Annotated in this window: 22 protein-coding genes; 8 read left to right on the plus strand and 14 right to left on the minus strand. The window is 72.7% G+C overall.

Annotated features, from left to right (window positions below; translation table 11 throughout):
• Positions 1-13 precede the first annotated feature (13 nt).
• Entirely contained in the window at positions 14-886 is an 873-nt protein-coding gene (locus IEZ05_RS22535; protein WP_229869812.1) for an EamA family transporter, read from the plus strand.
• Between the two features lie 61 nt (positions 887-947).
• Here the strand turns inward: IEZ05_RS22535 and IEZ05_RS22540 are convergent, their stop codons facing one another.
• A complete protein-coding gene (locus tag IEZ05_RS22540) occupies positions 948-1,337 on the minus strand; it encodes an STAS domain-containing protein (RefSeq protein ID WP_189232022.1) in 390 nt (129 codons plus the stop codon).
• 224 nt (positions 1,338-1,561) lie between these two features.
• Between IEZ05_RS22540 and IEZ05_RS22545 the strand changes: the two genes are divergently transcribed.
• A complete protein-coding gene (locus IEZ05_RS22545; protein WP_189232023.1) occupies positions 1,562-2,047 on the plus strand; it encodes an ATP-binding protein in 486 nt (161 codons plus the stop codon).
• A 35-nt stretch (positions 2,048-2,082) separates the two neighbouring features.
• Here the strand turns inward: IEZ05_RS22545 and IEZ05_RS22550 are convergent, their stop codons facing one another.
• Positions 2,083-2,427, minus strand: coding sequence for an ANTAR domain-containing protein (locus IEZ05_RS22550; RefSeq protein WP_189232024.1), 345 nt, complete (start codon positions 2,425-2,427; stop codon positions 2,083-2,085).
• Between the two features lie 291 nt (positions 2,428-2,718).
• Here IEZ05_RS22550 and IEZ05_RS22555 point away from each other — a divergent pair, with 291 nt between their 5' ends.
• The 3 genes from IEZ05_RS22555 (at position 2,719) to IEZ05_RS22565 (ending at position 4,020) form a co-directional block, all read left to right on the plus strand.
• Positions 2,719-3,135 carry a CBS domain-containing protein gene (locus IEZ05_RS22555; protein ID WP_189232025.1) on the plus strand — a complete coding sequence of 139 codons (417 nt, stop codon included), beginning with the start codon at positions 2,719-2,721 and terminating at the stop codon, positions 3,133-3,135.
• A 126-nt stretch (positions 3,136-3,261) separates the two neighbouring features.
• On the plus strand, positions 3,262-3,489 hold the full coding sequence (locus IEZ05_RS22560; RefSeq protein ID WP_189232026.1) for a DUF5133 domain-containing protein: 228 nt from the start codon (positions 3,262-3,264) through the stop codon (positions 3,487-3,489).
• Between the two features lie 27 nt (positions 3,490-3,516).
• Entirely contained in the window at positions 3,517-4,020 is a 504-nt protein-coding gene (locus IEZ05_RS22565) for a DUF6098 family protein (protein ID WP_229869814.1), read from the plus strand.
• A gap of 748 nt (positions 4,021-4,768) precedes the next feature.
• Here IEZ05_RS22565 and IEZ05_RS22570 read toward each other — a convergent pair.
• From IEZ05_RS22570 to IEZ05_RS22605, 8 genes are all read right to left on the minus strand, one after another.
• A complete protein-coding gene (locus IEZ05_RS22570) occupies positions 4,769-7,261 on the minus strand; it encodes an SWIM zinc finger family protein (RefSeq protein WP_189232027.1) in 2,493 nt (830 codons plus the stop codon).
• On the minus strand, positions 7,258-10,173 hold the full coding sequence (locus IEZ05_RS22575) for a DEAD/DEAH box helicase (RefSeq protein ID WP_189232028.1): 2,916 nt from the start codon (positions 10,171-10,173) through the stop codon (positions 7,258-7,260). The genes IEZ05_RS22570 and IEZ05_RS22575 overlap by 4 nt, the downstream gene beginning before the upstream one ends.
• Positions 10,174-10,253: 80 nt before the next feature.
• Positions 10,254-10,841 (minus strand): sugar kinase, encoded by a 588-nt coding sequence (locus IEZ05_RS22580; RefSeq protein WP_373298839.1) that lies wholly within the window; start codon positions 10,839-10,841, stop codon positions 10,254-10,256.
• On the minus strand, positions 10,832-11,980 hold the full coding sequence (locus IEZ05_RS22585) for an ROK family glucokinase (protein WP_189232030.1): 1,149 nt from the start codon (positions 11,978-11,980) through the stop codon (positions 10,832-10,834). Before IEZ05_RS22585 ends, IEZ05_RS22580 begins: the two co-directional genes overlap by 10 nt.
• 116 nt (positions 11,981-12,096) lie before the next feature.
• Positions 12,097-12,888, minus strand: coding sequence for an ATP-binding cassette domain-containing protein (locus IEZ05_RS22590; RefSeq protein WP_189232031.1), 792 nt, complete (start codon positions 12,886-12,888; stop codon positions 12,097-12,099).
• Positions 12,885-13,925 carry an ABC transporter permease gene (locus IEZ05_RS22595; protein WP_189232032.1) on the minus strand — a complete coding sequence of 347 codons (1,041 nt, stop codon included), beginning with the start codon at positions 13,923-13,925 and terminating at the stop codon, positions 12,885-12,887. Before IEZ05_RS22595 ends, IEZ05_RS22590 begins: the two co-directional genes overlap by 4 nt.
• Positions 13,922-14,926: a sugar ABC transporter substrate-binding protein gene (locus IEZ05_RS22600; RefSeq protein WP_189232033.1), complete on the minus strand. Its 1,005-nt coding sequence runs from the start codon at positions 14,924-14,926 to the stop codon at positions 13,922-13,924. Before IEZ05_RS22600 ends, IEZ05_RS22595 begins: the two co-directional genes overlap by 4 nt.
• Before the next feature lie 172 nt (positions 14,927-15,098).
• Positions 15,099-15,836: a GntR family transcriptional regulator gene (locus tag IEZ05_RS22605; RefSeq protein ID WP_189232226.1), complete on the minus strand. Its 738-nt coding sequence runs from the start codon at positions 15,834-15,836 to the stop codon at positions 15,099-15,101.
• Positions 15,837-15,965: 129 nt separating this feature from the next.
• Between IEZ05_RS22605 and IEZ05_RS22610 the strand changes: the two genes are divergently transcribed.
• Positions 15,966-16,985, plus strand: coding sequence for a Gfo/Idh/MocA family protein (locus IEZ05_RS22610; protein ID WP_189232034.1), 1,020 nt, complete (start codon positions 15,966-15,968; stop codon positions 16,983-16,985).
• Positions 16,986-17,049: 64 nt separating this feature from the next.
• Here IEZ05_RS22610 and IEZ05_RS22615 read toward each other — a convergent pair whose 3' ends face one another.
• Positions 17,050-17,718 (minus strand): response regulator transcription factor, encoded by a 669-nt coding sequence (locus IEZ05_RS22615; protein ID WP_189232035.1) that lies wholly within the window; start codon positions 17,716-17,718, stop codon positions 17,050-17,052.
• 106 nt (positions 17,719-17,824) lie between these two features.
• The gene (locus IEZ05_RS22620; RefSeq protein WP_189232036.1) at positions 17,825-19,075 is read right to left on the minus strand and encodes a sensor histidine kinase; all 1,251 of its coding nucleotides are present in this window, start codon (positions 19,073-19,075) and stop codon (positions 17,825-17,827) included.
• 179 nt (positions 19,076-19,254) lie between these two features.
• On the opposite strand from IEZ05_RS22620, the gene IEZ05_RS22625 reads away from it, so the two are divergent.
• Positions 19,255-19,455, plus strand: a complete 201-nt coding sequence (locus IEZ05_RS22625) for a hypothetical protein (protein ID WP_189232037.1) — start codon at positions 19,255-19,257, stop codon at positions 19,453-19,455.
• Positions 19,456-19,499: 44 nt separating this feature from the next.
• On the opposite strand, the gene IEZ05_RS22630 is transcribed toward IEZ05_RS22625, so the two are convergent.
• Entirely contained in the window at positions 19,500-19,895 is a 396-nt protein-coding gene (locus tag IEZ05_RS22630) for a ribonuclease domain-containing protein (RefSeq protein ID WP_189232038.1), read from the minus strand.
• 176 nt (positions 19,896-20,071) lie between these two features.
• Here IEZ05_RS22630 and IEZ05_RS22635 point away from each other — a divergent pair, with 176 nt between their 5' ends.
• Positions 20,072-20,836, plus strand: a complete 765-nt coding sequence (locus IEZ05_RS22635; protein WP_189232039.1) for an SDR family oxidoreductase — start codon at positions 20,072-20,074, stop codon at positions 20,834-20,836.
• Between the two features lie 125 nt (positions 20,837-20,961).
• Here the strand turns inward: IEZ05_RS22635 and alc are convergent, their stop codons facing one another.
• The gene (alc, locus tag IEZ05_RS22640) at positions 20,962-22,092 is read right to left on the minus strand and encodes an allantoicase (protein WP_189232040.1); all 1,131 of its coding nucleotides are present in this window, start codon (positions 22,090-22,092) and stop codon (positions 20,962-20,964) included.
• Positions 22,093-22,123: the final 31 nt, after the last annotated feature.

Consider the following 22,123-nt stretch of genomic DNA (forward strand, 5'->3'; position numbering starts at 1 on the left):
GATGCTGGGGAGCGTGCTGAGCATCCAGTTCGGGCAGGCCATCGGTAAACAACTTTCCGGTACTGTCGGCGCTCCGGGAGTCGTGGCTCTGCGCCTCGGACTGGCCGCAGTGATCCTGCTGCTTCTGTACCGCCCTTCGCTGCCGCGCAGCCGTACGGACACGGGACTGGTACTCGGCTTCGGCACGGCCATCGCGGGGATGAACTTGGTCTATCCCGCATTGACCCTCCTGCCTCTGGGACTGGCCAGCGCACTGCAACTCCTTGGGCCGATCACCCTCGCGCTGCTCACCTCGCACCGCCCCCGCGACGCGGGCTGCGCCGTCCTGGCCGGAGGCGGCGTGTGGCTCATTTACGCCCCGCACGGTGCCCACTTCCCGCTCGGCGGCGTGCTTCTCGCCTTAGCCTCAGGGATCTCTATGGCCGTCTACCTGCTGCTGAGCAAGACAGCAGCGGCCAGGAGCACGGGTGGAGACTCGCTGGCCCTGGCGTTGGCCTGGGCGGCGGTGCTGACAGTGCCGCTGGGGGCAGTGGAGCAAGGGACGCACCTGCTTGCCCCCCAAGTGCTGCTGGCCGGGATTGTAGTGGCGGTGCTCTCGGCGGTGCTTCCGTACTCGCTGGAGTTGGCAGCGCTGCGGCGACTGCCGACGAGAACGGTGGGCGTGCTGGCCAGTCTTGAGCCGGCGAGTGCGGGTCTCGCAGGAGTGTTGGTTCTCGACGAGCACCTGGGGTTGGCGCAATGGGCGGCCCTGGCATGTGTGGGCACGGCGAGCGCCGGGACGGTGGTCCGACGGGAGAAGAAGCGTGGCGAGACCGCTCCGCACACGCGGGGGCAGGGCGAAGAAGATGGTCCTCGGACCGATCGCCGCTCTCATGGACCGCACTAAAGGACACCGTGCGCAAGGCCATGGGCAAGTAGGTCTGAAGCAGCCGCGTCCCGGGCCGTGCTCATGGGCCCGGGACGCGCGGTCTGCAGACGGCACCAGCAAGGGAGAGCGTATGAGGATCGGCGAGGTCCTGGTCAGGGAGCTGCTTGCCGCTCCGTCGGACGACACCGTCCTGGTACTCCTGGAGGGTCGTGCTCAGGTGGTCGAGCAGGCTGCCCTCAACAGTGAGCAGTACAGAGGAGCAGCCGTACTGACAGTCGATCACGGCGTCGACACCAACGAGGCTCAGCGTGCGTTTCACCGCCTCGCCGGGTGCGGCGAGACGCAGCCAGCCGCCGGCCTCGCTGGCCGTACGGTGAGTGGCGATGAAGATGTTGATGCCGCAGGAGTCCATGAAGGTGACCTGGCGCATGTCGATCACGATCCGGGGGCGACACGACGCGGATGCCATCGGTGGCCGTAGCCACCGACCGACAACCGGCCAGTCTGTTCGGCGCGTTCGATGCCCGCCGGCTTTCCCTCCGCCATGCCAGTGATCCTGGCACACCCAGGCCCTGCCGTGGCGTCACCCGGCGTGACAGAGGCCGCTTCGCAGCGTGGCGAGGGTTACAGGACTCGTGTGGCATGGCTGGCAGCAACCCGCGTAGAGGCCGAGCTATGTGAACGGGGGGCAACATGAGGGCAGCCGAGGTGGGACCGGATTCGACGGAGCAGGTCGAAACGGCGCTGGGTGGTCGGCCGGCACACTTCACTGTGTCGCTGACCGGCGACGGACCATGCATCGCCCAAGCCCGTCACCAGGCCGCGGCCTTCCTTGTCCAGGCGCAGGCCGAGCACGATGTGCCGGTGTCGCAGCGGGCCACGGATCTCACGCAGTTGGTGGTCAGCGAGCTGGTCACCAACGCCCGCAAGTACGCACCGGGCCCGATACGGATGACCCTACGCCTTACGGAGGAGTCGGTGGAGGTCTCGGTGTGGGACTCCGATCCGGTGCTGCCGGTTGCCCGTGCCGCAGATGCCGGCCGGGTGGGACAACACGGTCTGGAGATCGTCATGGCCGTCGCCCGGAGTTTCGAGGCGCAACGCGAGCCGGTCGGCAAACGCATCAGCGTCGGCGTCGCCCTCCTGGACGCGCCCGGCCTCGGATGCGCTGCCGCCTGACGCTGCCCCGTACGGGACCAGTCGGCCGCACGCAGTCAGGGAGCAGCGGGTGGTCCGGCGTGGCGGGCCAGGGCCGCGTGCAGTTCTCCGAGCAGAAGGTCAGGCAGCGCCGCGCCCTGCGCGTGCTTGAGGAGGTGCTCAGCCACGACGGAGAGTCTGACGTTGGTGTGCTGGGAGATTTCCCGTAGGACCGTGAACCCGTCACTGGGGCTGATCTGGCCCAAGGCGGTCAGGACGCCGATGGCCTGGTCGACCAGCGCGTGGGAGGAGAGGGCCTGCTTGAGCTGTCTGTTCTCCGCCCGCACGCGCTGCAGTTCCTTCACCAGCTCATCGGTCGTTGTCAGCAGCGACTCAGGGCTGGGATGCGTGGAAGAGGTCATGGCGCTCACCGGTGTGTGCAGCGGGCAGTGGCATCTTACGCCTGCCCCCGTTCCGTACCAGCATCCAGCCGACCGGATCACATCACAAGCCGTGACCACGCAGCCCGGCGTCGATGGCAGGCGGGCCCCGCTCTGCTGGGCTGGCGTGCCGCTGCCAGTGCGGTGAGGTCAGGGCCGCCGCGAGCGTTACGGCGGGTGACTGCGGGGAACCCGCGCCCACAGCCACCGAACGCGACCGTTCGCTGACCCGGTGATCAGGGACGGCCGGCCGACCACAGGGAGTGAAATCTGATGACGAAGGCACGGGACATCATGACGGGCGGAGCCGAGTGCATCGGCGCCGAGGAAACGGTGCTCGACGCGGCCCGCAAGATGAAGGATCTCGGCGTCGGCGCCCTGCCGATCTGCGGCACGGACAACAAACTCAAGGGCGTACTGACCGACCGGGACGTCGTCGTGAAGGTTCTGGGCGCGGGCAAGGACCCCTCGACCTGCCCCGCCGGCGACCTGGCCCAGGGCGAGGCCGTGACCATCGGCGCCGACGACGACGTGGAGGAGATCCTGCGCACCATGACGGAACACAAGGTGCGCCGCCTGCCGGTGATCGACGGGCACGACCTGGTCGGCATGGTCGCTCAGGCCGACGTCGCCCGCTCCCTGCCCGACCCCAAGGTCGGCGACCTGCTCCAGGCCCTGTCCACCGACTGAGCTCGACACGGGCCCCCAGACCTCGTGGTCGCCGAGTGCGGGAACACACCTGATTGGCGACGGAGGCCCGGGGCATACGGATCGCTGTATGACCCACGTGAGCAATGGTGACAAGGGAGGCTACCGATGCTCTTGGCACACCCCGTCGTGCTGAAGAACCTCATCGAGCAGTACGAGACGCTGCGCGCCCTGCACGCCGAGGACGGCACCGAGGAGGCGCGACGGCGTATGGAAGACGTCGCTTACACGCTGTGCGTGTCGACCGGCACCCGCGACATCGACGCCGCCCTCGTCGCCGCCCGCCACCGGCTGCCCGGAGCTCGTACCGAAGACGACTCCGTTCTGACCGCCTGACTACCTGCGGCACCGCCCCACCTCACCATGACGAAGACCGTCGACCTGCCGACGTTCAGCAGCCTTGATGAGCTCGCCCGGCTCGTAACCCGCCGCCGCGGTCTTTACGTGCGCTGGTCTCGCGGGCCGCAACGCGACCTGCCGAAGACGAGCAGTACGGATGATCTGACCGGGATCAAGCTGCCGGGCCTGTCGGCCAGCCCGATGGACCTTGAGGACTGGTGGGGTGAGCGGCCCGTGCGGGTCTGGGTGGCCCGGCGACTGTACGACTACTGCCACCTGCCGCACGTCAAGGACGCTCGCACCCGACCCTGGGTCCTGCACGGCTCGGAGACGGCCCGCGGGCCGGACAACGAACCGCTGGTGACGGAGATCGAACCGCTCGGCTGGATCGCCGACCAGGTGATCACGGACGCCTGCCGCATCGTCACCGAACAGCCCGGACAATGGGGCCCGCTCGACCGGGACGAGCCTTCTGAACGGTTCTCGCCATCCTCAGCGCGGTCGTCAGAGTGGGACGACCGCACGTGACTCTCTGGCGGCGCCGCCGCCTCCGGGCCTGGACGCTTAGGAACGGGGCCGACGTCCGTCTGTCGGCCGGTGCCGACCGCCGGGTGACGCTGATCCGGGCCGGGATCCGACCGTGCGGCCAGGACGCGGGCGTGGCGCCGGGTGGCGAAGGCGTACACCGTCTTGTGGGGCGCGCACCCTCACACGGACCGACGAGCACGTGCGATCGCGAATCAGGCACCCGGGAAAGTCACGTCCATTCGGACTGCACGGGCCGCCGACGACATCCTGTGCATCAGCGCGTCCTCTCTCACGGAGAAGCCGCACCGGAGTGCTCCGGTGCGGCTTCTCCGTCTCACGGTCCGCGCAGAGATCCCGTCAGGACGGACCCCGGTGGGGCCTCGCCATATCACCCTCGTGTCACACCGCAATCACCAACTGGGCAGACCGTCTCGGACCAAGACGCTCTGACCTGCAATTTCCTGCCCGCGCTGTACTGCTGTAGACATCCCTGGACGGTCTCTACAACCTGTGCCAGGTCGTGCCGAGTGAGGGACCCAGGATCAGGACTGGGGCGTTTTCCGGCCCGTCGAAGCGGTATTGCAGGGTGCTCGTCGTCGTGTCGCTCACTCGGCCGAGGTTCTCATATTCCGCGCTTTCGTACCTAGCTGGGTCCGGGCAGGCACACAGCACTCCACGTTGTGGCGGTAGTGCGAAGGTCCCGCGGAGCGTGGCCGGCGGGGTGCGGGTGGCGCGACGCCGGGTCGGGTCAGAGGTCGCCGACGCCGCCCAGCCCCGTCAGGGCGCCGACCGGGTCGAGGTCGGGGGTGCCACGGGGCCACCAGTCGTCGCGGCCGGGCTCGGACTCGTAGGCGTACCACAGACCGGTGCGGCCGAGGCGGAGTTGGAGGTGCCCCGAGGGGTGGGTGAGGTGGTTGCGCCAGGGGCGGAAGGCGGGCAGGTCGGCGGCGAGCAGCAGGGGGCGGGCGCGGTCGAAACGGCCGGCCGGCGGATCCCAGGGCTCCTCCAGGACGGTGAGGCCGTCGAGGTCGCCCTGACGCCAGGCGGCCACCGCGCGCGCCAGCTCGGACGTGCTGCGGCCGGCGGCCCGGGCCAGGGACGAGTACAGCGCCCGGGTGCCGGCGGTGAGGCCGGAGCCGGGGCGTGCGGCGGCGTGGCGGACGGCGTCCTGCCACAGCGTCAGTCCGCCGACCGGGTCGCGGCCCGTGGTGAGCAGGGCGTGGGCGCGGGCGGCGGCGTCGGTGGCCAGCTGGTCCAGCGCGAAGGGGTCCGGGCCGCCCGGTGCCGCCGGGTAGGCAGGGGGCTGTTCGGGGTGCGGGGGCGCGGGCAGCGGCGCAGGGAGGGGCGGCAGCGACCGCGCGGCCAGTGCCTCGGTGGCCCGGACGCCGGGGAGGGGCGCCGGGCCCTTGTCCTGGGCGGCGCGGGCCGCGCGGGCGGCGCTGAGCCGGGACAGGGCGTCGAGCAGCTCGCGTTCGCCCCTGCCGCGCAGCAGGAGCAGGACGAAGGGGTCGGCGTCGAGCAGCCGCGCCGTCCGGTAGCAGAGGGCGGCGGCGTGCTTGCAGGGGTGACCGGAGTCGGGGCAGCTGCACTGCGGGGCGAGGTCGCCGGGGCCGGGGAGCAGCGGGACGCCGCAGTCGGCGAGGGAAGGGGGCAGTTCCTTGTCGAGCAGGGCGGCGATGTGCCCCGGCCGCTCGGCGGCGGTGTCCAGGAACCGCTCCCAGTCGGCGTCGCCGAGGGTGCGCAGCCGTACCTGTACCCGGTACGGCCTCGGGCGGCTGCCCTGCACGTAGGCGAGGACGAGTCCGGGCGTCACGGTGATGGCGTCGACGTGTCCCTGCTCGGCGTAACCGCGGCCGCGTGCCAGCCGCTTGGGGTCGAGCGCGCCCTCCTCCAGCGCGGTCACCCACGCGTTCCCCCACCAGGTCTCGGCGAAGCCGCCGTCGGACGCCGTCCGGGGCGGGAAGGCGGGGAAGGTGCGACGGAGATCGCCGTCGCGGTCGGGGGCGGCCATGGAGCGGGGGGCTCGCGGGGTCGCCGGGGGCGGGGAGGGGTCCTGGCCGTGCGGCACGGGGTACGGAGTCCGGTCTCGCGCCCCCCGGTGAGGCGCTGCCTGCCGTGGTGGCGGGGGTGGCCCGGGCGACGACGTCAGGGTGGGTTCCGGGGCCGGGGCGGGCTCCGCGGGTGAAGTCACCGCGCCCTGGGGGCTCTTGGCGGCTGTCGCACCGGTGGGCTCGTCGAGCGGCTGGGCCTCCTCGGCGGGGTCCGCTTCGGGGGGCAGACGGAACGCGTCCGCGGCGAAGTCCCGTACGAGGCGGGCGCGGGCCTCGCCGCTGGAGGAACCGCCGGTCCCGCGCGGACGAGGGGCCGGGCGGGCAGGGCGTCGTACGCCCGCCGCGCCCTTGGCCGCGGCGTTCGCCCTCGCCTGCCGACGGGCCGCCCGCAACGCCTCGCGCGCCACATCCGCCGGCCGGCTGTCCTCCCCGGCCGTGGCGTCGGGGACGGACGCGGGGGCCGCGCCGGTGGGGGGCTGGGCCGGGGCGGAGGCGGTCGCTTCGCCCGGAGCGGTTGCCGGGCCGTTGGCAGGGTTCGGCGCGTCGTCGGGGTGGTCCGCGGGGCAGGCGGCTGCGGCTCCGTCAGGTACGGCCTGGTGAGCGGTCCCCGCCGCTTCGCCGGGCCGGTCCGCTTCCTCTGCCGGGGTGCCGGGAGTGCCTGGAGTACCGGAGGAGCCCGGCGAAGGGTCCGCTGTCACGCCGCCCGGCCCAACGGGGCCGCCCTGTACGGCGCGGGACCGGTCCGCCGTGTCCCGAGGGGCCTCCCCCTCCCCCGCTGCGCCGTCGATGCCCGCGTGCCGTGCGATCCGCGCGCTGCGCAGCGCCGCGCGTGCGATGTCCCCGGGACGTGGCCCGGCGTGCTCGCTCCGGTCCCGGGCGGGGGTCTGGTCCTGGGACCGGGCCTGGGCGTCGGCGAGGCCCTGGTCCCGGGCCGCGTCCTGCTCCCGCGCCGGCTCGCGGTCCGCGGCATTCGCGCCGGCACGGGTGTCCAGGTCCGCCCCGGCACGAGCGTGAGGGCCCGTCCCGGCAAGGACGTCAGAGTCCGCCCCGGCACGGACGTCGGGGTCCGCTCCGGCACGGACGTCGGGGTCCGCTCCGGCGTCGGTGTCCGCGTCGACCGGTGTCGCCTCCCCGCGCTCGCGTGCCGCGCGCAGGGCCCGGCGGGCCTCGTCGGCGGGACGGGGGGTCATGACGGCCTCCGCAGGGACACCAGGTCGGACAGCTCACGGTCCGTCAGCTCGGTCAGGGCCGACTCGCCTCCGCCGAGGACCGCGTCGGCCAGCGCCCGCTTGGACTCGAGCATCTCGGCGATACGGTCCTCGACCGTGCCCTCGGTGATGAGCCGGTGGACCTGCACCGGCTGGGTCTGGCCGATGCGGTAGGCACGGTCGGTGGCCTGCTCCTCGACGGCCGGGTTCCACCAGCGGTCGAAGTGCACGACGTGGCCCGCGCGGGTCAGGTTGAGGCCGGTGCCCGCGGCCTTGAGGGACAGGACGAGCACGGGGGTCGCCCCGCTCTGGAAGCGGTCCACCATGCGCTCACGCTCGGGCACCGGCGTACCGCCGTGCAGGAGTTCGACCGGGACCGCGTGGGCGGACAGGTGGGAGGTGATCAGGCGGGCCATGCCGACGTACTGGGTGAAGACGAGCACCGAGCCGTCCTCCGCGAGCACCGTGTCCAGCAGTTCGTCCAGCAGGGCGAGCTTGCCGGAGCGGGCGGTGAGCCGGTCGGCGCCGCCCGGCGGGTGCTCCTCCTTCAGGAACAGCGCCGGGTGGTCGCAGATCTGCTTGAGCGAGGTCAGCAGCTTGAGCACCAGACCCCGCCGGGCCATGCCGCCCGCGGTCTCGATGGCGAGCATCGACTCGCGCACCACCGCCTCGTACAGTGCGGCCTGTTCACGGGTGAGCGGCACCGGGTGGTCCGTCTCGGTCTTCGGCGGCAGTTCGGGGACGATACCGGGGTCGGACTTCTTGCGGCGCAGCAGGAAGGGGCGGACCAGGCGGGCGAGGCGCTGCACCGCCTCCTCGTCCTCGCCGTTCTCCACCGCGCGCGCGTGCCGGGCACGGAAGGACTTGAGCGGGCCGAGGAGACCGGGGGTCGTCCAGTCGAGCAGCGCCCACAGCTCGGACAGGTTGTTCTCGACCGGGGTGCCGGTGAGCGCCACGCGTGCGGGGGACGGGATCGTGCGCAGCGCCTTCGCGGTGGCCGAGTACGGGTTCTTGACGTGCTGCGCCTCGTCGGCGACGACCATGCCCCAGGGCTGCTCGGCCAGTGTCGCAGCGGCCGACCGCATCGTGCCGTACGTGGTGAGGACGAAGCCGTCCTTCAGGTCCTCCAGGGTGCGGTCGGGGCCGTGGAAGCGGCGGACGGGGACGCCGGGCGCGAACCGGGTGATCTCCCGCTGCCAGTTGCCCAGCAGGGAGGCCGGGCAGACCACCAGGGTCGGCTCGGTGCGGGCCCTTTTCAGGTGCAGGGCGATGAGGGTGACCGTCTTGCCGAGGCCCATGTCGTCGGCGAGGCAGCCGCCGAGGCCCAGCGAGGTCATGAGGTCCAGCCAGGCCAGGCCGCGGAGCTGGTAGTCGCGCAGCGTGGCGTGCAGGCCGGGCGGGGGCTCGGCGGGACCGGTGCCCGCCGTCAGCCGGTCCCGGAGGGTGGCGAGCGCGCCGGCCGGTACCACCTCGACCGTCTCGCCGTCGGCCTCGGCGGTGCCGGTGAGGGCGACGGACAGGGCGTCGACCGGGTCGAGCAGGCCGAGGTCGCGCCGGCGGGCCCGGCGGGCGAGGGCCGGGTCGACCAGCACCCACCGGTCGCGCAGCCGGACGACCGGGCGGTGGGCCTCGGCGAGGGTGTCCATCTCGGCCTCGGTGAGCGGGTCGCCGCCGATCGCCAGCTGCCAGCGGAACTGGAGGAGGTCCTCGCTCTCGAAGAAGCCCGTGCCGTCGGTCGCCGAACCGGGCGCGGGCCGGACCACCGCGGTCGCGGAGAGGTCGTGGGCGAGGTCGCGGGGCCAGTGCACGGCGACCCCGGCGGCGGCGAGCCGGCCGGCCGCCACGCCCAGCAGGTCGGTGACCTCGTCCTCGGACAGGCTCAGGACGTCGGGCACGTCCTGCTCGGTGAGCCGGTCGAGCGGTGGCCAGACCCGCGCCGCGCGCCGCACCGCGAGGGCGGCGTCCACGCGCGCGCGGGGGCCGAACGACGCGTCGGCCGCGCCCGACCACAGGTCCGCCGCGTCGGCCACGAGGGTGGGGTCGGCGAGGCTGTGCACCTGGACGACCGCCGCCCCGGCGCCCCGCGCACCGCCGCTCGGGTCGCCGTCGAACAGGTCGTACGCCGAGAGGTCCAGGCGCAGGGAGATCCGTACGCCCGCGTCCATGCCGGCGGCGACCTCCGCGGCCCAGTCGTGGGCGTCGGGCAGGCGCTGGGCGGCGCGTGCGGCGAAGGGGCGGCCCGAGGCGTGGGGTGCGGCGGGAGTGCGGGGCAGGGTGTCGGCCACCGCGTCCAGGAAGGAGCGCATCAGTGCCTCGGGAGCCGGCAGCCGGAGGGGGCCGGGGCCGTCCAGCGGGACCGCGTGGCCCTCGGGGGGCAGCGCGGCGGCCACCGCACGCAGGTGCGCGACGTCGTCGGGGTCGAGCGGGCCGGCCCGCCAGGCGTCGTGCCCGGTCGCCGTCAGGCCGGGCAGCAGGCGGCCGCGCGCGGTGAGCCGCAGGGCGTGCAGGGCGGCGGCACCCCAGCAGGCGGTGGCCGGGTGGGCGGCCGGGTCGTGCCGGGCGCGCACCAGCAGGGGCAGGGCCTCGGTCAGCGGGAGCGACAGCGCGGGCGTGGTGCCGCGGCGCGCCGCGGTGCCGTGCCGGCGGACGACGGTGAGCTCCGTGGGCTCGGGCACGCCCTCGGCGGCACCGGTGGCCGGAGCCTCGGCGGGCAGGGCCCCGTCCTCGGGCGCGGCGCCGGTGACGGGACCGCCCTCGGGGTCCCAGAAGGCGATCCGTCCGTCGCGCGGGAGGGGCGCGGGCAGGAAGACGGCGGCGAGCCGGGCGGGCACGGAGGGGACGGCCCCCTGCTCCGGCCGCTCGGCCGTGGCGACCGTGCCGGTCGTGTCGCTCATACGTTCTGTCACCTCCCGCCCGCGTCTCGGATCACCTGTCTTCGACTCTACGGGCGGGGTCTGACAATCGGCTCCGGCGGTCAGGGAACCGTCCGCGAGACCACGTACACCATCGGACGGTCCGGATCGGACAGGTTGACGAGGACGTCCTGAGTGGGAGCCGGGTCCGCCTGCTGGTGGACGAGGCCCCACCACGGGCCGGGCCGGTCGAAGTTCCAGCCGGTGATGTGCTGGTCGCGGTCGCCGATGGCCGGCTTGTCGCGCTGCAGGTCGTCCCTGGTGACGCCCAGCCCCGCCAGGAAGGCGTCCAGGCCGGCACCGGTGGTCTCGAACTGGACGTAGAGGCGGCTGGTCTTCCAGTTGTTCGTCTCGTAGTAGGCCACCTCTTCGGAGGGGACCGGGACGGGGACCTCGTACAGGCGGCGCTGGAGCTTGGACGGCCAGCCCTCGGTCAGGCCGGTCGCCGAGTACTTGGCCTCCTTGACCTTGCCGCTGTCGCGGCTCTGGTTGGCGGAGATCACCAGGTAACCGGCCGGGACCCCGATGAGCAGCACGATGATGAGCAGGGTGAGCGCCCGTCGGCGGATCATGTGCCGCCGGTCCTCGGCCGGGCGCGCGGGTTCCTCCGGGGCGCCGGCCCCGTCCGGGCGGGGGTCCGTCACAGGGATTCCCCGGACGTGCGGCGGGCCTCCGCGTACCGCTCGTAGCGCTCGTAGCGCTCCACCCGGCGCCGCTTGGCGCGCCGGAACCGGCGGGCGACCAGGCGGGCCAGGTCGGCGGCTCCCACCATGCCGGCCTCGGGACCGAGCTGGGCGCGGACGATGCGGGCCTCGGGGCGGTAGCCGCGGCCGGTGAGCTGGCGCTTGAACGCGTCGCGCGCGGGGCCGATCAGCAGGTCGTCGGCCGCGCTCACGCCACCGCCGATCACGAAGCAGGACGGGTCGAGGGCGGCGGCGAGGTTGGCGATGCCGACGCCGAGCCACTGGCCGATGTCCTGGAGCAGCTCGACGCACATGGCGTCGCCCTCGCGGGCCAGCTCGGTGATCATCGGGCCGGTGATGTCGCCGATGCTGCCCTTGACGTGCTCGATGATCCCGTACGCCACCGGCGAGTCGGCGGCCGCCAGCTCGCGGGCCTCCCTGACCAGCGCGTTCCCCGAGCTGTACTGCTCCCAGCAGCCGCGGTTGCCGCACGGGCAGCGATGGCCGCCGGGCACGACCTGCATGTGGCCGAACTCTCCGGCGACGCCGTACTTGCCCCGCTTGACCTGGCCGTCCTCCAGGATCGCGCCGCCGATGCCGGTGCCGAGCGTGATCATGACGAGGTGGTCCTCGCCGCGGCCGGCGCCGAAGCGCCACTCGGCCCAGGCGGCGGTGTTGGCGTCGTTGTCCACCAGCACGGGGACCGCGAGGCGGCCGGCGATGCGGTCGCGCAGCGGCTCGTTGCGCCAGGACAGATGGGGGGCGAACAGCACCCGGTTGCGGTCGGCGTCGACCCAGCCGGCCGCGCCGATGCCCACGGCGTGCACGTCGTGCCGGTCGGACAGGTCCAGGACCAGCTCGACGATGGTGTCCTCGACGACCTTGGGGCTCTTGGACTTGTCCGGGGTCTCCGTGCGGAGCTTCTCCAGGATGTTGCCGTCCGCGTCGACGACGCCCGCCATGACCTTCGTGCCGCCGATGTCGATGCCGACCGTCGGCACGCGGGGTGCCGTGAGGTGCGAGCGGCGTTCCCTCGTGCCCACGGTGCGCAGGACCGGGGCGCGGCGGGAGCCGATGGGGGCGGTGAAGTCGCGGTAGGTGCTCATCGGGTGCGATTGTGCCGCACGCTCACGCCGGGTGCCGAATGCGACGGGGGCGGGTGGAGCGGTACGTCGTCGGGTGCCGGTACGTCGTGGCTGGTCGCGCGGTTCCCCGCGCCCCCTCAACGGCGCTGCAGTTCGTGGCGCAGATCGTCCAGCTCCGTTCCGCCCGCCATCTGCTGGGTCAGCTCGTCCAGGGTGACTTCGTCACGTGTGTAGTTGCCCACCATCGTGCCGCGCTTGAGCAGGACGAATCTGTCGCCCACCAGGTACGCGTGGTGCGGGTTGTGGGTGATGAGGACAACACCGAGGCCCCGGTCGCGGGCCGCCGCCACGTACTTCAGGACCACGCCCGACTGCTTCACGCCGAGCGCCGCCGTCGGCTCGTCGAGCACCAGGACCTTCGCGCCGAAGTGCACCGCGCGGGCGATGGCCACGCACTGGCGTTCGCCGCCCGAGAGGGTGCCGATGGGCTGGTCGACGTCGCGCAGGTCGATCCCCATGCGCAGGAGTTCCGCGTGGGTGGTGCGGCGCATGTGGTCGACGTCCATGCGCTTGAAGGGGCCGGCGCCCTTGCGCGGCTCGGAGCCGAGGAAGAAGTTGCGCCAGACCGGCATGAGCGGGACGACGGCCAGGTCCTGGTAGACGGTGGCGATGCCGCGGTCCAGGGCCTCGCGCGGGGAGGAGAGGCGCGTCTCCTCCCCGTCGAGGGCGAGCGTGCCGCCGTCGTGCTGGTGCAGGCCCGCGATGATCTTGATCAGGGTCGACTTGCCGGCGCCGTTGTCGCCCAGCACGCAGGTGATCTCGCCGGCGTGGACGGCCAGCGACACTCCTTCGAGGGCGCGGACGTTGCCGTACCGCTTGCTGACGTCGGACAGCTCGACGAGCGGCGCCCGGCTTTCGGTCTGTGTCACTTGGTGGCCTCCGCGCGCTTGCGGACCCAGGCGTTGAGCAGGGTCGCGAGGAGCAGCATCGCTCCGAGGAAGAACTTGAACCAGTCGGGGTTCCACTCGGCGAAGACGATGCCCTTGCTGGTCATGCCGAAGATGAGGGCGCCGACCGCCGAGCCGACGGCGCTGCCGTAGCCGCCGGTGATCAGGCAGCCGCCGATGACGGCCGCGATGATGTAGATCAGCTCGTTGCCGACGCCCTCGCCGGACTGGACGACGTCGTACGAGAAGAGCAGGTGCTGGCCGGAGATCCAGGCACCGAAGGCCACGCCCATGTAGAGGCCGATCCTGGTCCGGGTGACCGGGACGCCGACCGCGCGGGCGGCGTCCTTGTTGCCGCCGACCGCGAAGATCCAGTTGCCGGCGCGGGTGCGCAGGAGGATCCAGCTGGCGACGGCGACCAGGGCGAGCCACCACAGGATGGTGATCTTGAAGCCGACGCCGCCGACGGTGATCGTGGACGCGAAGACGTCGCGGGCGGACGGGAAGCCCTCCATGTCGTCGATCGACTTGGTGGAGACGGTGCCGTCGATCAGCTTGGTGAAGCCCAGGTTCATGCCGGTCAGCATCAGGAAGGTGCCCAGCGTGATGATGAAGCTGGGCAGCTTCGTGCGGGTGAGCATGAAGCCGTTGAAGGCGCCGATCGCCAGGGTGACCAGCAGGGAGACGCCTACGCCGACCCACACGTTGGCGGTCATCTGGTAGCTGAACATCGACGACACCAGGGCCGACGAGGTGACCATGACGCCCGCCGACAGGTCGAACTCGCCGCCGATCATCAGCAGCGCCACGGGGACGGCCATGATGCCGATCGTGGAGGCGGCGTAGAGCACCGTGCTGAGGCTGGTGGCGCGCAGGAAGCTGTCGGCGAAGAACGCGAAGAAGACGAAGACCGCGATCGCGCCGACGACGGACCCGAGCTCGGGGCGGCCCAGCAGCTTCCGCAGCGCGGAGGTCTGCAGAAGCCTTTCGTCGGCGTCCTTCACCTGCGTGGCGCTCATCGGGTGCCCCGCTCCGTGTAGTCGGCCAGGGCCGCGGCGTCGTCCTTGGTGATGATCTGCGGTCCGGTGAGCACGGGCCGGCCGCCGCCGAGGACGTCGGCGTTGTACTTGTACAGCCACAGCAGGTCGACCGCCTCGTAGCCCTGGAGGTAGGGCTGCTGGTCGACGGCGAAGCCGAGCGTGCCCTCCTCGAGGCCCGCGGCCACCTTGGCGTTGAGGTCGAAGGTGTCGATCTCCGCCTTGCTGCCCGCGCCCTCCTTCGCCTGTACGGCCGTGTCGGCGTACGGGGCGCCCAGCGTAACCACGGCGTCGACGGCCTTGTCGGTCTGGAGCTTGGCCTCGAGGGCGGACTGCACGTCCGGCATGCTCGTGCCGTTGACGTAGAGCCGCTCGACCTTGCCGTCGAAGGTCTTCTCGACGCCGTCGCAGCGCTGCTCGTGACCGACGTTGCCCTGTTCGTGCAGGACGCAGAGGGCCCGCTTGCGGCCCCGCTCGTTCAGCTCCTCGCCGACGGCCTCACCGGCGATCGTCTCGTCCTGCCCGATGTGGGTGAGCGCGCCGAATTCTTTCGACTCCTGCGAGCCGGAGTTCACGGTGATCACCGGGATGCCCGCCTTCTCGGCGCGGGCGACGGCGGCCTTCATCGCGTCGGGCTTGGCGAGCGTGACGATGATCCCGTCGACCTTCTTGTCGACGGCCGCGTCCACGAGCTGCGCCTGCTGCTGCGCCTCGTCGTCGTGGGAGTAGACGAAGTTGATGTTGTCCTTCTCGGCGGCCTGGTCGGCGCCGCTCTGGACGATGTCCCAGAAGGTGTCGCCGTCACCCGAGTGGGTGATCATCGCGAAGGTCCAGCGGGGGGTGTTCACCGCCGCCTTCCCCTGGGCCGCCGCAGCCTTGCGGGCGTCCTCGGCGCGCTTGCCGCCGGTGCTGCTGCAGCCGGCCAGGGACACCGACAGTGCCCCCGCCAGTGCGATGCCTACCCAGGTCCGAAACCGTGCCACGAGGCCGTGCCCTTCTTGCTGTGCCGTGCTGTCCCGCTGGGCTCTGAAATCCCAAACGCCCCATTGTCCGACACGGGCATCGGTCATGCAGTGCCGGGGAGCGCCGGTCGGTCACATTGTCCGGACATGGAGACCCACGCGCACGGCGGATCGGCCCGCCGGCCGGTGCGGGTCAGGACCGTACGAGCAGCTGGAACTCGAAGGAGTAGCGGGACGGCCGGTAGGTGTGCGTGCCCAGTTCGACCGCGCGTCCCGTGTCGTCGAACGTCGTGCGCCGCATGGTGAGCAGCGGCGCGCCCTCCTCCTCGCCGAGCCGCTCGGCCTCGGCGGCGGTGGCGGCGCGGGCACCGATGGACTGGCGGGCACTGTGCAGGGTGATCCCGGCGGCGCGCATGAGCCGGTAGAGGCCGGTGGCCTCGAGCTGCCCGGTGTCCAGGTCGAGGAGACCGGGCGGCAGGTGGTTGCACAGGTACGCCATCGGCTCCCCGTGCGCGAGACGCAGCCGCTCCACCCGGTGCACGTCGCCGCCCTCGGCCACGCCGAGCGCGGCGGCGACCTCGGCCGTCGCCGGGACGACCGTGTTCACCAGGAGCTTCGTGGCCGGGCGCTGCCCCGCAGCCTCCAGGTCGTCGTAGAGGCTGCTGAGCTCCAGCGGGCGCTTGACCTGGCTGTGCACCACCTGTGTGCCGACTCCCCGGCGGCGCACGAGCAGGCCCTTGTCGACCAGGGACTGGATGGCCTGGCGGACGGTGGGGCGGGACAGGCCGAGCCGCGCGGCGAGCTCGATCTCGTTTCCCAGCAGGCTCCCCGGGGTCAGCGCTCCGTGCTCGATCGCCGCCTCCAGCTGCTGCGACAGCTGGAAGTACAGCGGCACGGGGCTGCTGCGATCCACGCTGAGGTCCAGCGCCACGGTCGGGTCCACTTCTGGTTTCGGCACGGGCCGAGCGTAGCTCCGTGCGCTGATGACGGGAAGTCGTGTAGTTCGGTTGTCCGGACATACACATTGACAGCGTCCGGGCTGTGAGCCCACTTTGATTCCATGCGCATCGGGGTCATCGGTACGGGCCGTATCGGCACGGTCCACGCCAACACGCTCAGCCGCCATCGCGACGTCGGGTCCCTGATCCTCACGGACGCGGATCTGGCCCGGGCGCAGGCCCTGGCCCAGCGACTGGGCGAGACCGCGGCGCCCGGGGTGGACGAGATCTTCCGATGGGGCGTGGACGCCGTGGTGATCACGACGGCGACGTCGGCCCACGCCGAACTGATCGGTCGGGCAGCACGCTCGGGACTGCCGGTGTTCTGCGAGAAGCCGATCGCGCTCGACATGGCCGGCACGCTCCAGGCGATCGCCGAGGTGGAGACGGCGGGAACGGTTCTGCAGATGGGGTTCCAGCGCCGTTTCGACGCGGGGTACACGGGGGCGCGGGAGGCGGTACGGTCCGGGCGGCTGGGCCGGTTGCACACCGTCCGGGCGGTGACGAGCGACCAGGCGCCGCCGCCCGCCGCGTACCTGTCGCAGTCCGGCGGGCTCTACCGGGACACGCTGATCCACGACTTCGACGTCCTGCGCTGGGTGACCGGCCGGGAGGTCGTCGACGTGTACGCCGCCGGGTCCGACGCCGGGCCGCCGGTGTTCCGCGGGGCGGGCGACGTGGACACGGGCGCGGCGCTGCTGACGCTGGACGACGGCACGCTGGCCACGGTGACGGCGACGCGGCTGAACGGCGCGGGGTACGACGTGCGCATGGAGCTGGCCGGCGAACTCGATCAGATCGTCGTCGGGCTGGACGACCGTACGCCCATCGCGTCCACCGAGCCGACCGGGCCGCCGGCCGCGGACAAGCCCTGGTCGGGCTTCGTGGAGCGTTTCGGGCCCGCCTACGAGGCGGAGCTGGCCGCGTTCGTGGAGGTGGTGCGCGGCGAGCGGGCCAACCCGTGCGACGGTCGCGAGGCGCTGCGGGCCCTGACGATCGCCGAGGCGTGCGAGATCTCCCGGCGGGAGCGCAGGGCGGTGCGTCCGGCGGAGGTGCCGGGCGCGGAGCGGGCGGCGCTCTGAGCGGCCGGGGGCGGCGACGCGTCGTACCGAGCCTCCCCGCACCGGCGGCGCGTGCGTCCGCCGGCTAGGGCGCGTCGTCCAGGAGTCCCGCGTCGTACGCCAGCAGCGCGATCTGCACGCGGTTGTCGAGGTCCAGCTTGGCCAGGATGCGGGAGACGTGGGCCTTGACGGTGGCGACGCTCAGGTAGAGCTCCGCCGCGACTGCGGCGTTGGCCAGGCCCCGCCCCACGGCGACGGCGACCTCGCGTTCGCGGTCGTTCAGCGCGGCGATGCGGGCACGCGCGCGTGTGCGCCGGGTGTCGGCGGCGGTGCCGGCCGCGTGCTCCATCAGCCGCCGGGTCACGGCGGGCGACAGGACCGGATCACCGGCGGCGACCCTGCGCACCGCGTCGAGGATCTGCGCGGGCGGGGTGTCCTTGAGGACGAATCCGGCGGCGCCCGCGCGCAGGGCCCGCAGCACCTGCTCGTCGGCGTGGAACGTGGTGAGCACCACGACCTGCGGGGGGTCCGCGCGGCCCCGCAGCCGTTCGGTGGCCGTCAGACCGTCCACCCCCGGCATCCGGATGTCCATGAGGACCACGTCCGGGCGGGTGCGGTCGACTAGTGCCTCGACCTCGTCGCCGTCGGCGGCCTCGCCGACGATCTCCACGTCGCCGGCGCCGCCCAGCATGAAGGACAGCCCGGCCCGCACCAGCGGGTCGTCGTCGACGAGGAGCAGTCTGATCGCAGTCATGACCTCACGTAATCACGGTTGCCGGGGGAGACCACACCCGGTCGACGGCCCTGATGACGACCGGCAGGTGACGATGTGTCAGGACGCCGGGGCGGTGTCCTGGAGGTCACCCCCACGGCAGCGCCGCCCGTACCTCGAAGCCGCCGTCGCCCGTGGGGCCGTGCTCCAGCGTGCCGCCCGCCAGCGTCGCACGCTCGGTCAGCCCGATCAGGCCCTGTCCGGAGCCGGGAACGTGGGGCGCCTCTCCGTCGGGCGGGGCGTTGCGCACGGACAGGGCGAGTCCGTCGCCCGGTGCCCCGGTGACGGAGAGGGTGACCTCGGTGCCGGGGGCGTGTTTGCGGGCGTTGGTCAGGGCCTCCTGGACGATGCGGTAGGCGGTGCGGCCCACCGAGGCGGGGACGGTGGCGGGGTCGGTGACGTGACGGACGAAGGCCACCTCCATGCCGGCCTGCCGGGACTCGGCGACCAGGGCGTCCAGTGCCGCGAGCGTCGGCTGCGGCCGGCCCCCGTCGTCGGAGTCGCCGGCCCGCAGCACGCCGATGATCTCCCGCAGGTCCTGCAGCGCCTCGTGGGCGCTCTCGCGGATGACGCCGGCCGCCCGCGCCACTTCCTCGCGGGACGCGTCGGGCCGGAACTCCAGGGCACCCGCGTGCACGCTGAGCAGCGTCAGCCGGTGGGCGAGGACGTCGTGCATCTCCCGGGCGATGGCCTCCCGGGCCAGCCGCTGCGCCTGCTCGGCCCGCAGCCGCGCCTCCGTCTCCGCGCGCCTGGCCCGGTCCCGCAGGCTGAGCAGGAGCTGGCGCTTGGACCGGGCGAGCATGCCCCAGCCGGCCACCGTGGCCGCCAGCAGGACGCCCAGGAGGACCGCACCGAGGTAGGGCAGGGCAGGGTCCGGGCGCAGCCAGTAGAAGAGGGGTTGCAGCAGCATGTTGACGCCGGTCAACCAGGCCGTGTAGCGGAAGGGGCGGTGGACGGCCACAGTGAAGAGGGAGACCAGCGCGGCACCGCCCGAGGTGACCGAGACGAATCCGACGGGCACCAGTGCCACCGCGAGCCCCACCGGCCATCGGCGTCGGAGCCATACGGCAGCGCACGACAGGGCGCCGATCAACTGGTCGGACACCTCCCAGGCGTACGGGAGTCCGGGTTCCCGGTCCAGCGTGTCCGCGGCCAACAGGCCGATCAGGACGGCGAGCAGGAAGCAGGCGAAGTCGACCAGCCAGTCGCGTGCGGTCCGTCGGGGCCGCCGGCCCGAGCGGTCCGCGTCCGGGTCGAGCTGGTCGATCAGCGCCGACGGCAGCAGCCAGCGCCGTCCCAGGGTCACCGGGGCGGTCCGCACCGGCCTGTCATCGCTCACGGTCGGCAAATCTACGCAGCGCGGGCCGCCGTCACCGCCGCTCGCGCCGGATCGTCGACCGAAGTCGCCGGGCCGCCGACTTTCGGCGTACCGGGCGCCCGGGAACGACGACTTCGGTCGGACGTGCCTCGCCCCGCGGCCGATGTGGGTGGGGGGTCCGCGGGGCGAGAGTCGGGGGCATGAAGGAGTTTCTGGGGATCGTCGGATTCCTCGCCCTGGTACAGGGCGTGGCCGGTCTGATGCACGAATTCACCGGGTGGGACTGGGGTTTCGTGCAGCGGATCGGTTTCCTCGACGGGTACGAGATCTACGCGAGCGTCGCCCTGATCGTGCTGGCGTTCGCCCTGTTCGCCGCCGCCGAGAGCCGCGGGCCGGGGTGAGCGTGGAGTCCGGGGTGAGCGCGGAGTCCGGCCGTGCGCCGCCCTCAGCAGCCGTGGTCGACGAGGTCGAACGACGCGTAGTGGTCGGCCGTGTAGTAGTCCTCCTGAGCCTGCTCGCCGGTGACGATGCGGCGCGCTCCGCGGGTGTCGGAGCCCGGGGTGATCACCGTGTACTCGTGGTAGTAGCCGGTGGACCGGCTGGGCAGGACGCCCTCCCGGTTCTGGAAGACGGTCCCGTCCTGGTCGTAGGGGTAGGGCCCGCCCTGCTCGATCAGGTCGAGCGTGTCGTGTGCCTGGGAGGGCAGGTCGCTGTAGCAGATGTCGCCGACCGCGGTGGTGGCGGCGCCGGCGGTGGTGGCGGAGACGGAGCCGCCCACGAGGAGGGCGGACAGGACTGCGGCTGCGGCGCCGATCCGGGCGGCGCGTGGGGGGAATCGCATGACGTCATGATGACGCGCGTAGACCATGGCATGTCAATGACAAGTCCGTGGAGTTTCCCGGTACGTCATATGTGTTTTCCGCGCGTTCACATCGCCGTCGGCGGCGCCGGCCCGCGGGTCAGGTCGACGTCCGTTCGCCGCCAGCGCCCGCGGGAGCGGACCGCTGGGATGGACCCATGAACACGAACACGAACCCACTCGCCCCCTCTTCTCTGACCGGCCGGACGGCCCTCGTGACCGGCGGCAGCCGCGGCATCGGCGCGGCCACCGTGCTGCGCCTGGCGCGGGAGGGCGCGGACGTCGCCCTCACCTATGTGAACGGCAAGGACGCGGCCGAGGACGTCGTACGGGCCGCCCGGGCACTGGGACGCCGGGCGGTGGCCCTGCGGGCGGACTCCGCCGACGCCCAGGAGGCGGCGGGCGCGGTCGAGCGGGCGGCGCAGGCGCTCGGGGGCGGCGTCGACGTGCTGGTCAACAACGTGGGCCTCGGGCTGCTGGGTCCGATGGAGAGCATGTCCCTCGCCGACGTGGACCGGCTGCTGGCCGTGAACGTCCGTGGTGTCTTCCTGGCCTCCCAGGCCGCCGCGTCGCACATGACCGAGGGCGGGCGGATCATCACCATCGGCACCTGCATGACCCAGCGGGTGCCGGGTCCCGGCGGCACGCTGTACGCGATGAGCAAGTCGGCGCTGATCGGGCTGACCAAGGCCCTGGCGAGGGAGCTGGGTCCGCGCGGGATCACGGCGAACATCGTCCACCCGGGCCCGATCGACACGGACATGAACCCGGCGGACGGGCCCTACGCGCAGGGGCAGGCGGCCATGACGGCACTGGGCCGTTTCGGCACGGCGGACGAGGTGGCGTCCACGGTGGCCTACCTGGCGGCCGCCGCGTACGTCACCGGGGCGGAGTTCGCGGTGGACGGCGGCCACGCGGCGTAGCGGCACGCGACGCGGGCACCGCCCCCGGGCATCCGCGCGGGGCGCGCCGGTGCTGTCCTGCCGGTGCGCCCCGCGGGTAGGTGGGGACCGGCCGTTCCCGTTGCCGGGGGCGGCCGGTCCGTGCGTCAGCCGCCCAGTTCCTGGTGGCGGGCGGCCAGGTGGGCCGCGCCGTCCTCCGTCAGGGAGCCGAACAGGCGCAGGCGGGAGATGCCGCCGTCGGGGAAGATGTCCACGCGCGCGTGGGTGCCGACGGCCGGCTCGGGCAGGACGAAGCGGTGGTTGGTGTCGGGCTGCATCCGGGTCCGGGGCAGCACCTCGCGCCACTCGCCGCTCTCGCCGTCCTTCACCGACACCGACGCCCAGCCCGCCGAGTTGCCCTTCAGGTACGCCGTGTCGATCTCGATCGCGCGGATCTGGGAGCGGTCCACCAGCCGGTAGCTGATCCAGTCGTTGCCCTGGTCACGGCGGCGGCGGGTCTCCCAGCCGTCGTCCATCTTGCGGGAGCGGCCCGGCTGGATGGTGTTGGTGGCCGGCGAGTAGAAGAGGTTGGAGGCGTCCTCCACCTGGCCGCCGTTCTCCAGCGCGACCACGTCGAAGGTGCCGAGCGCGGCGAGCCACGCCGGGTCCGGGACGACCTCGCCGTACACGCGCAGGCGGGCGATGCCGCCGTCGGGGTGCTGCTTGAGGCGCAGGTGGGTGAAGCACTGCTCGGCGGAGACGGCGAAGCCGTTGGCCGCGTGGCCGCCGACCGCCGTGCGCGGGACGAGGGTCGTCCACTTCACGTCGTCCGCGAGGAGTTCCTCCGGCGACGGGGAGCCCGCGACCGAGGCGCCCTCGACGGAGACCGCCTGCGGGTAGTTGCCGCGGAAGTGGGCCGTGTCGACGACGATGCCACGGATCACGCCGGGCGCGCCGAGGCGGATCAGCGCCCAGTCGTGGTCGTCCTCGGTGGGCCAGGGATGCTCGGCCGAGGCACCGCGGCGGCGGCGGGTCTCCCAGCCGTCCATGACCTTGCCCTTGTGCCCGAAGTGCTCGGGGTCGAACTCGGCGCGCTCGGGCACCAGCAGGTTCTCGCGCTGGGCGAAGAACTCGTCGTTGGCGGCGACGACACCGGCGCCCAGTCGCCGGTCGGCGAGGTTGGCGTACTGGGTGAACGGGAGGTCGGCCGTGCGGTAGTCCGCGTACGGGTCACCGCCTCCGTAGGGGTTCGCATCGCCGGTGAAGCTGGCCAACGAGGTGTTCTGCTGGGCCGTCACGGTGATCAGGTGTTCCTTTCGGGGTCGTTCG

It is taken from the genome of Streptomyces flaveolus, from assembly GCF_014648815.1.
In the GTDB taxonomy this organism is placed as follows: domain Bacteria; phylum Actinomycetota; class Actinomycetes; order Streptomycetales; family Streptomycetaceae; genus Streptomyces; species Streptomyces flaveolus.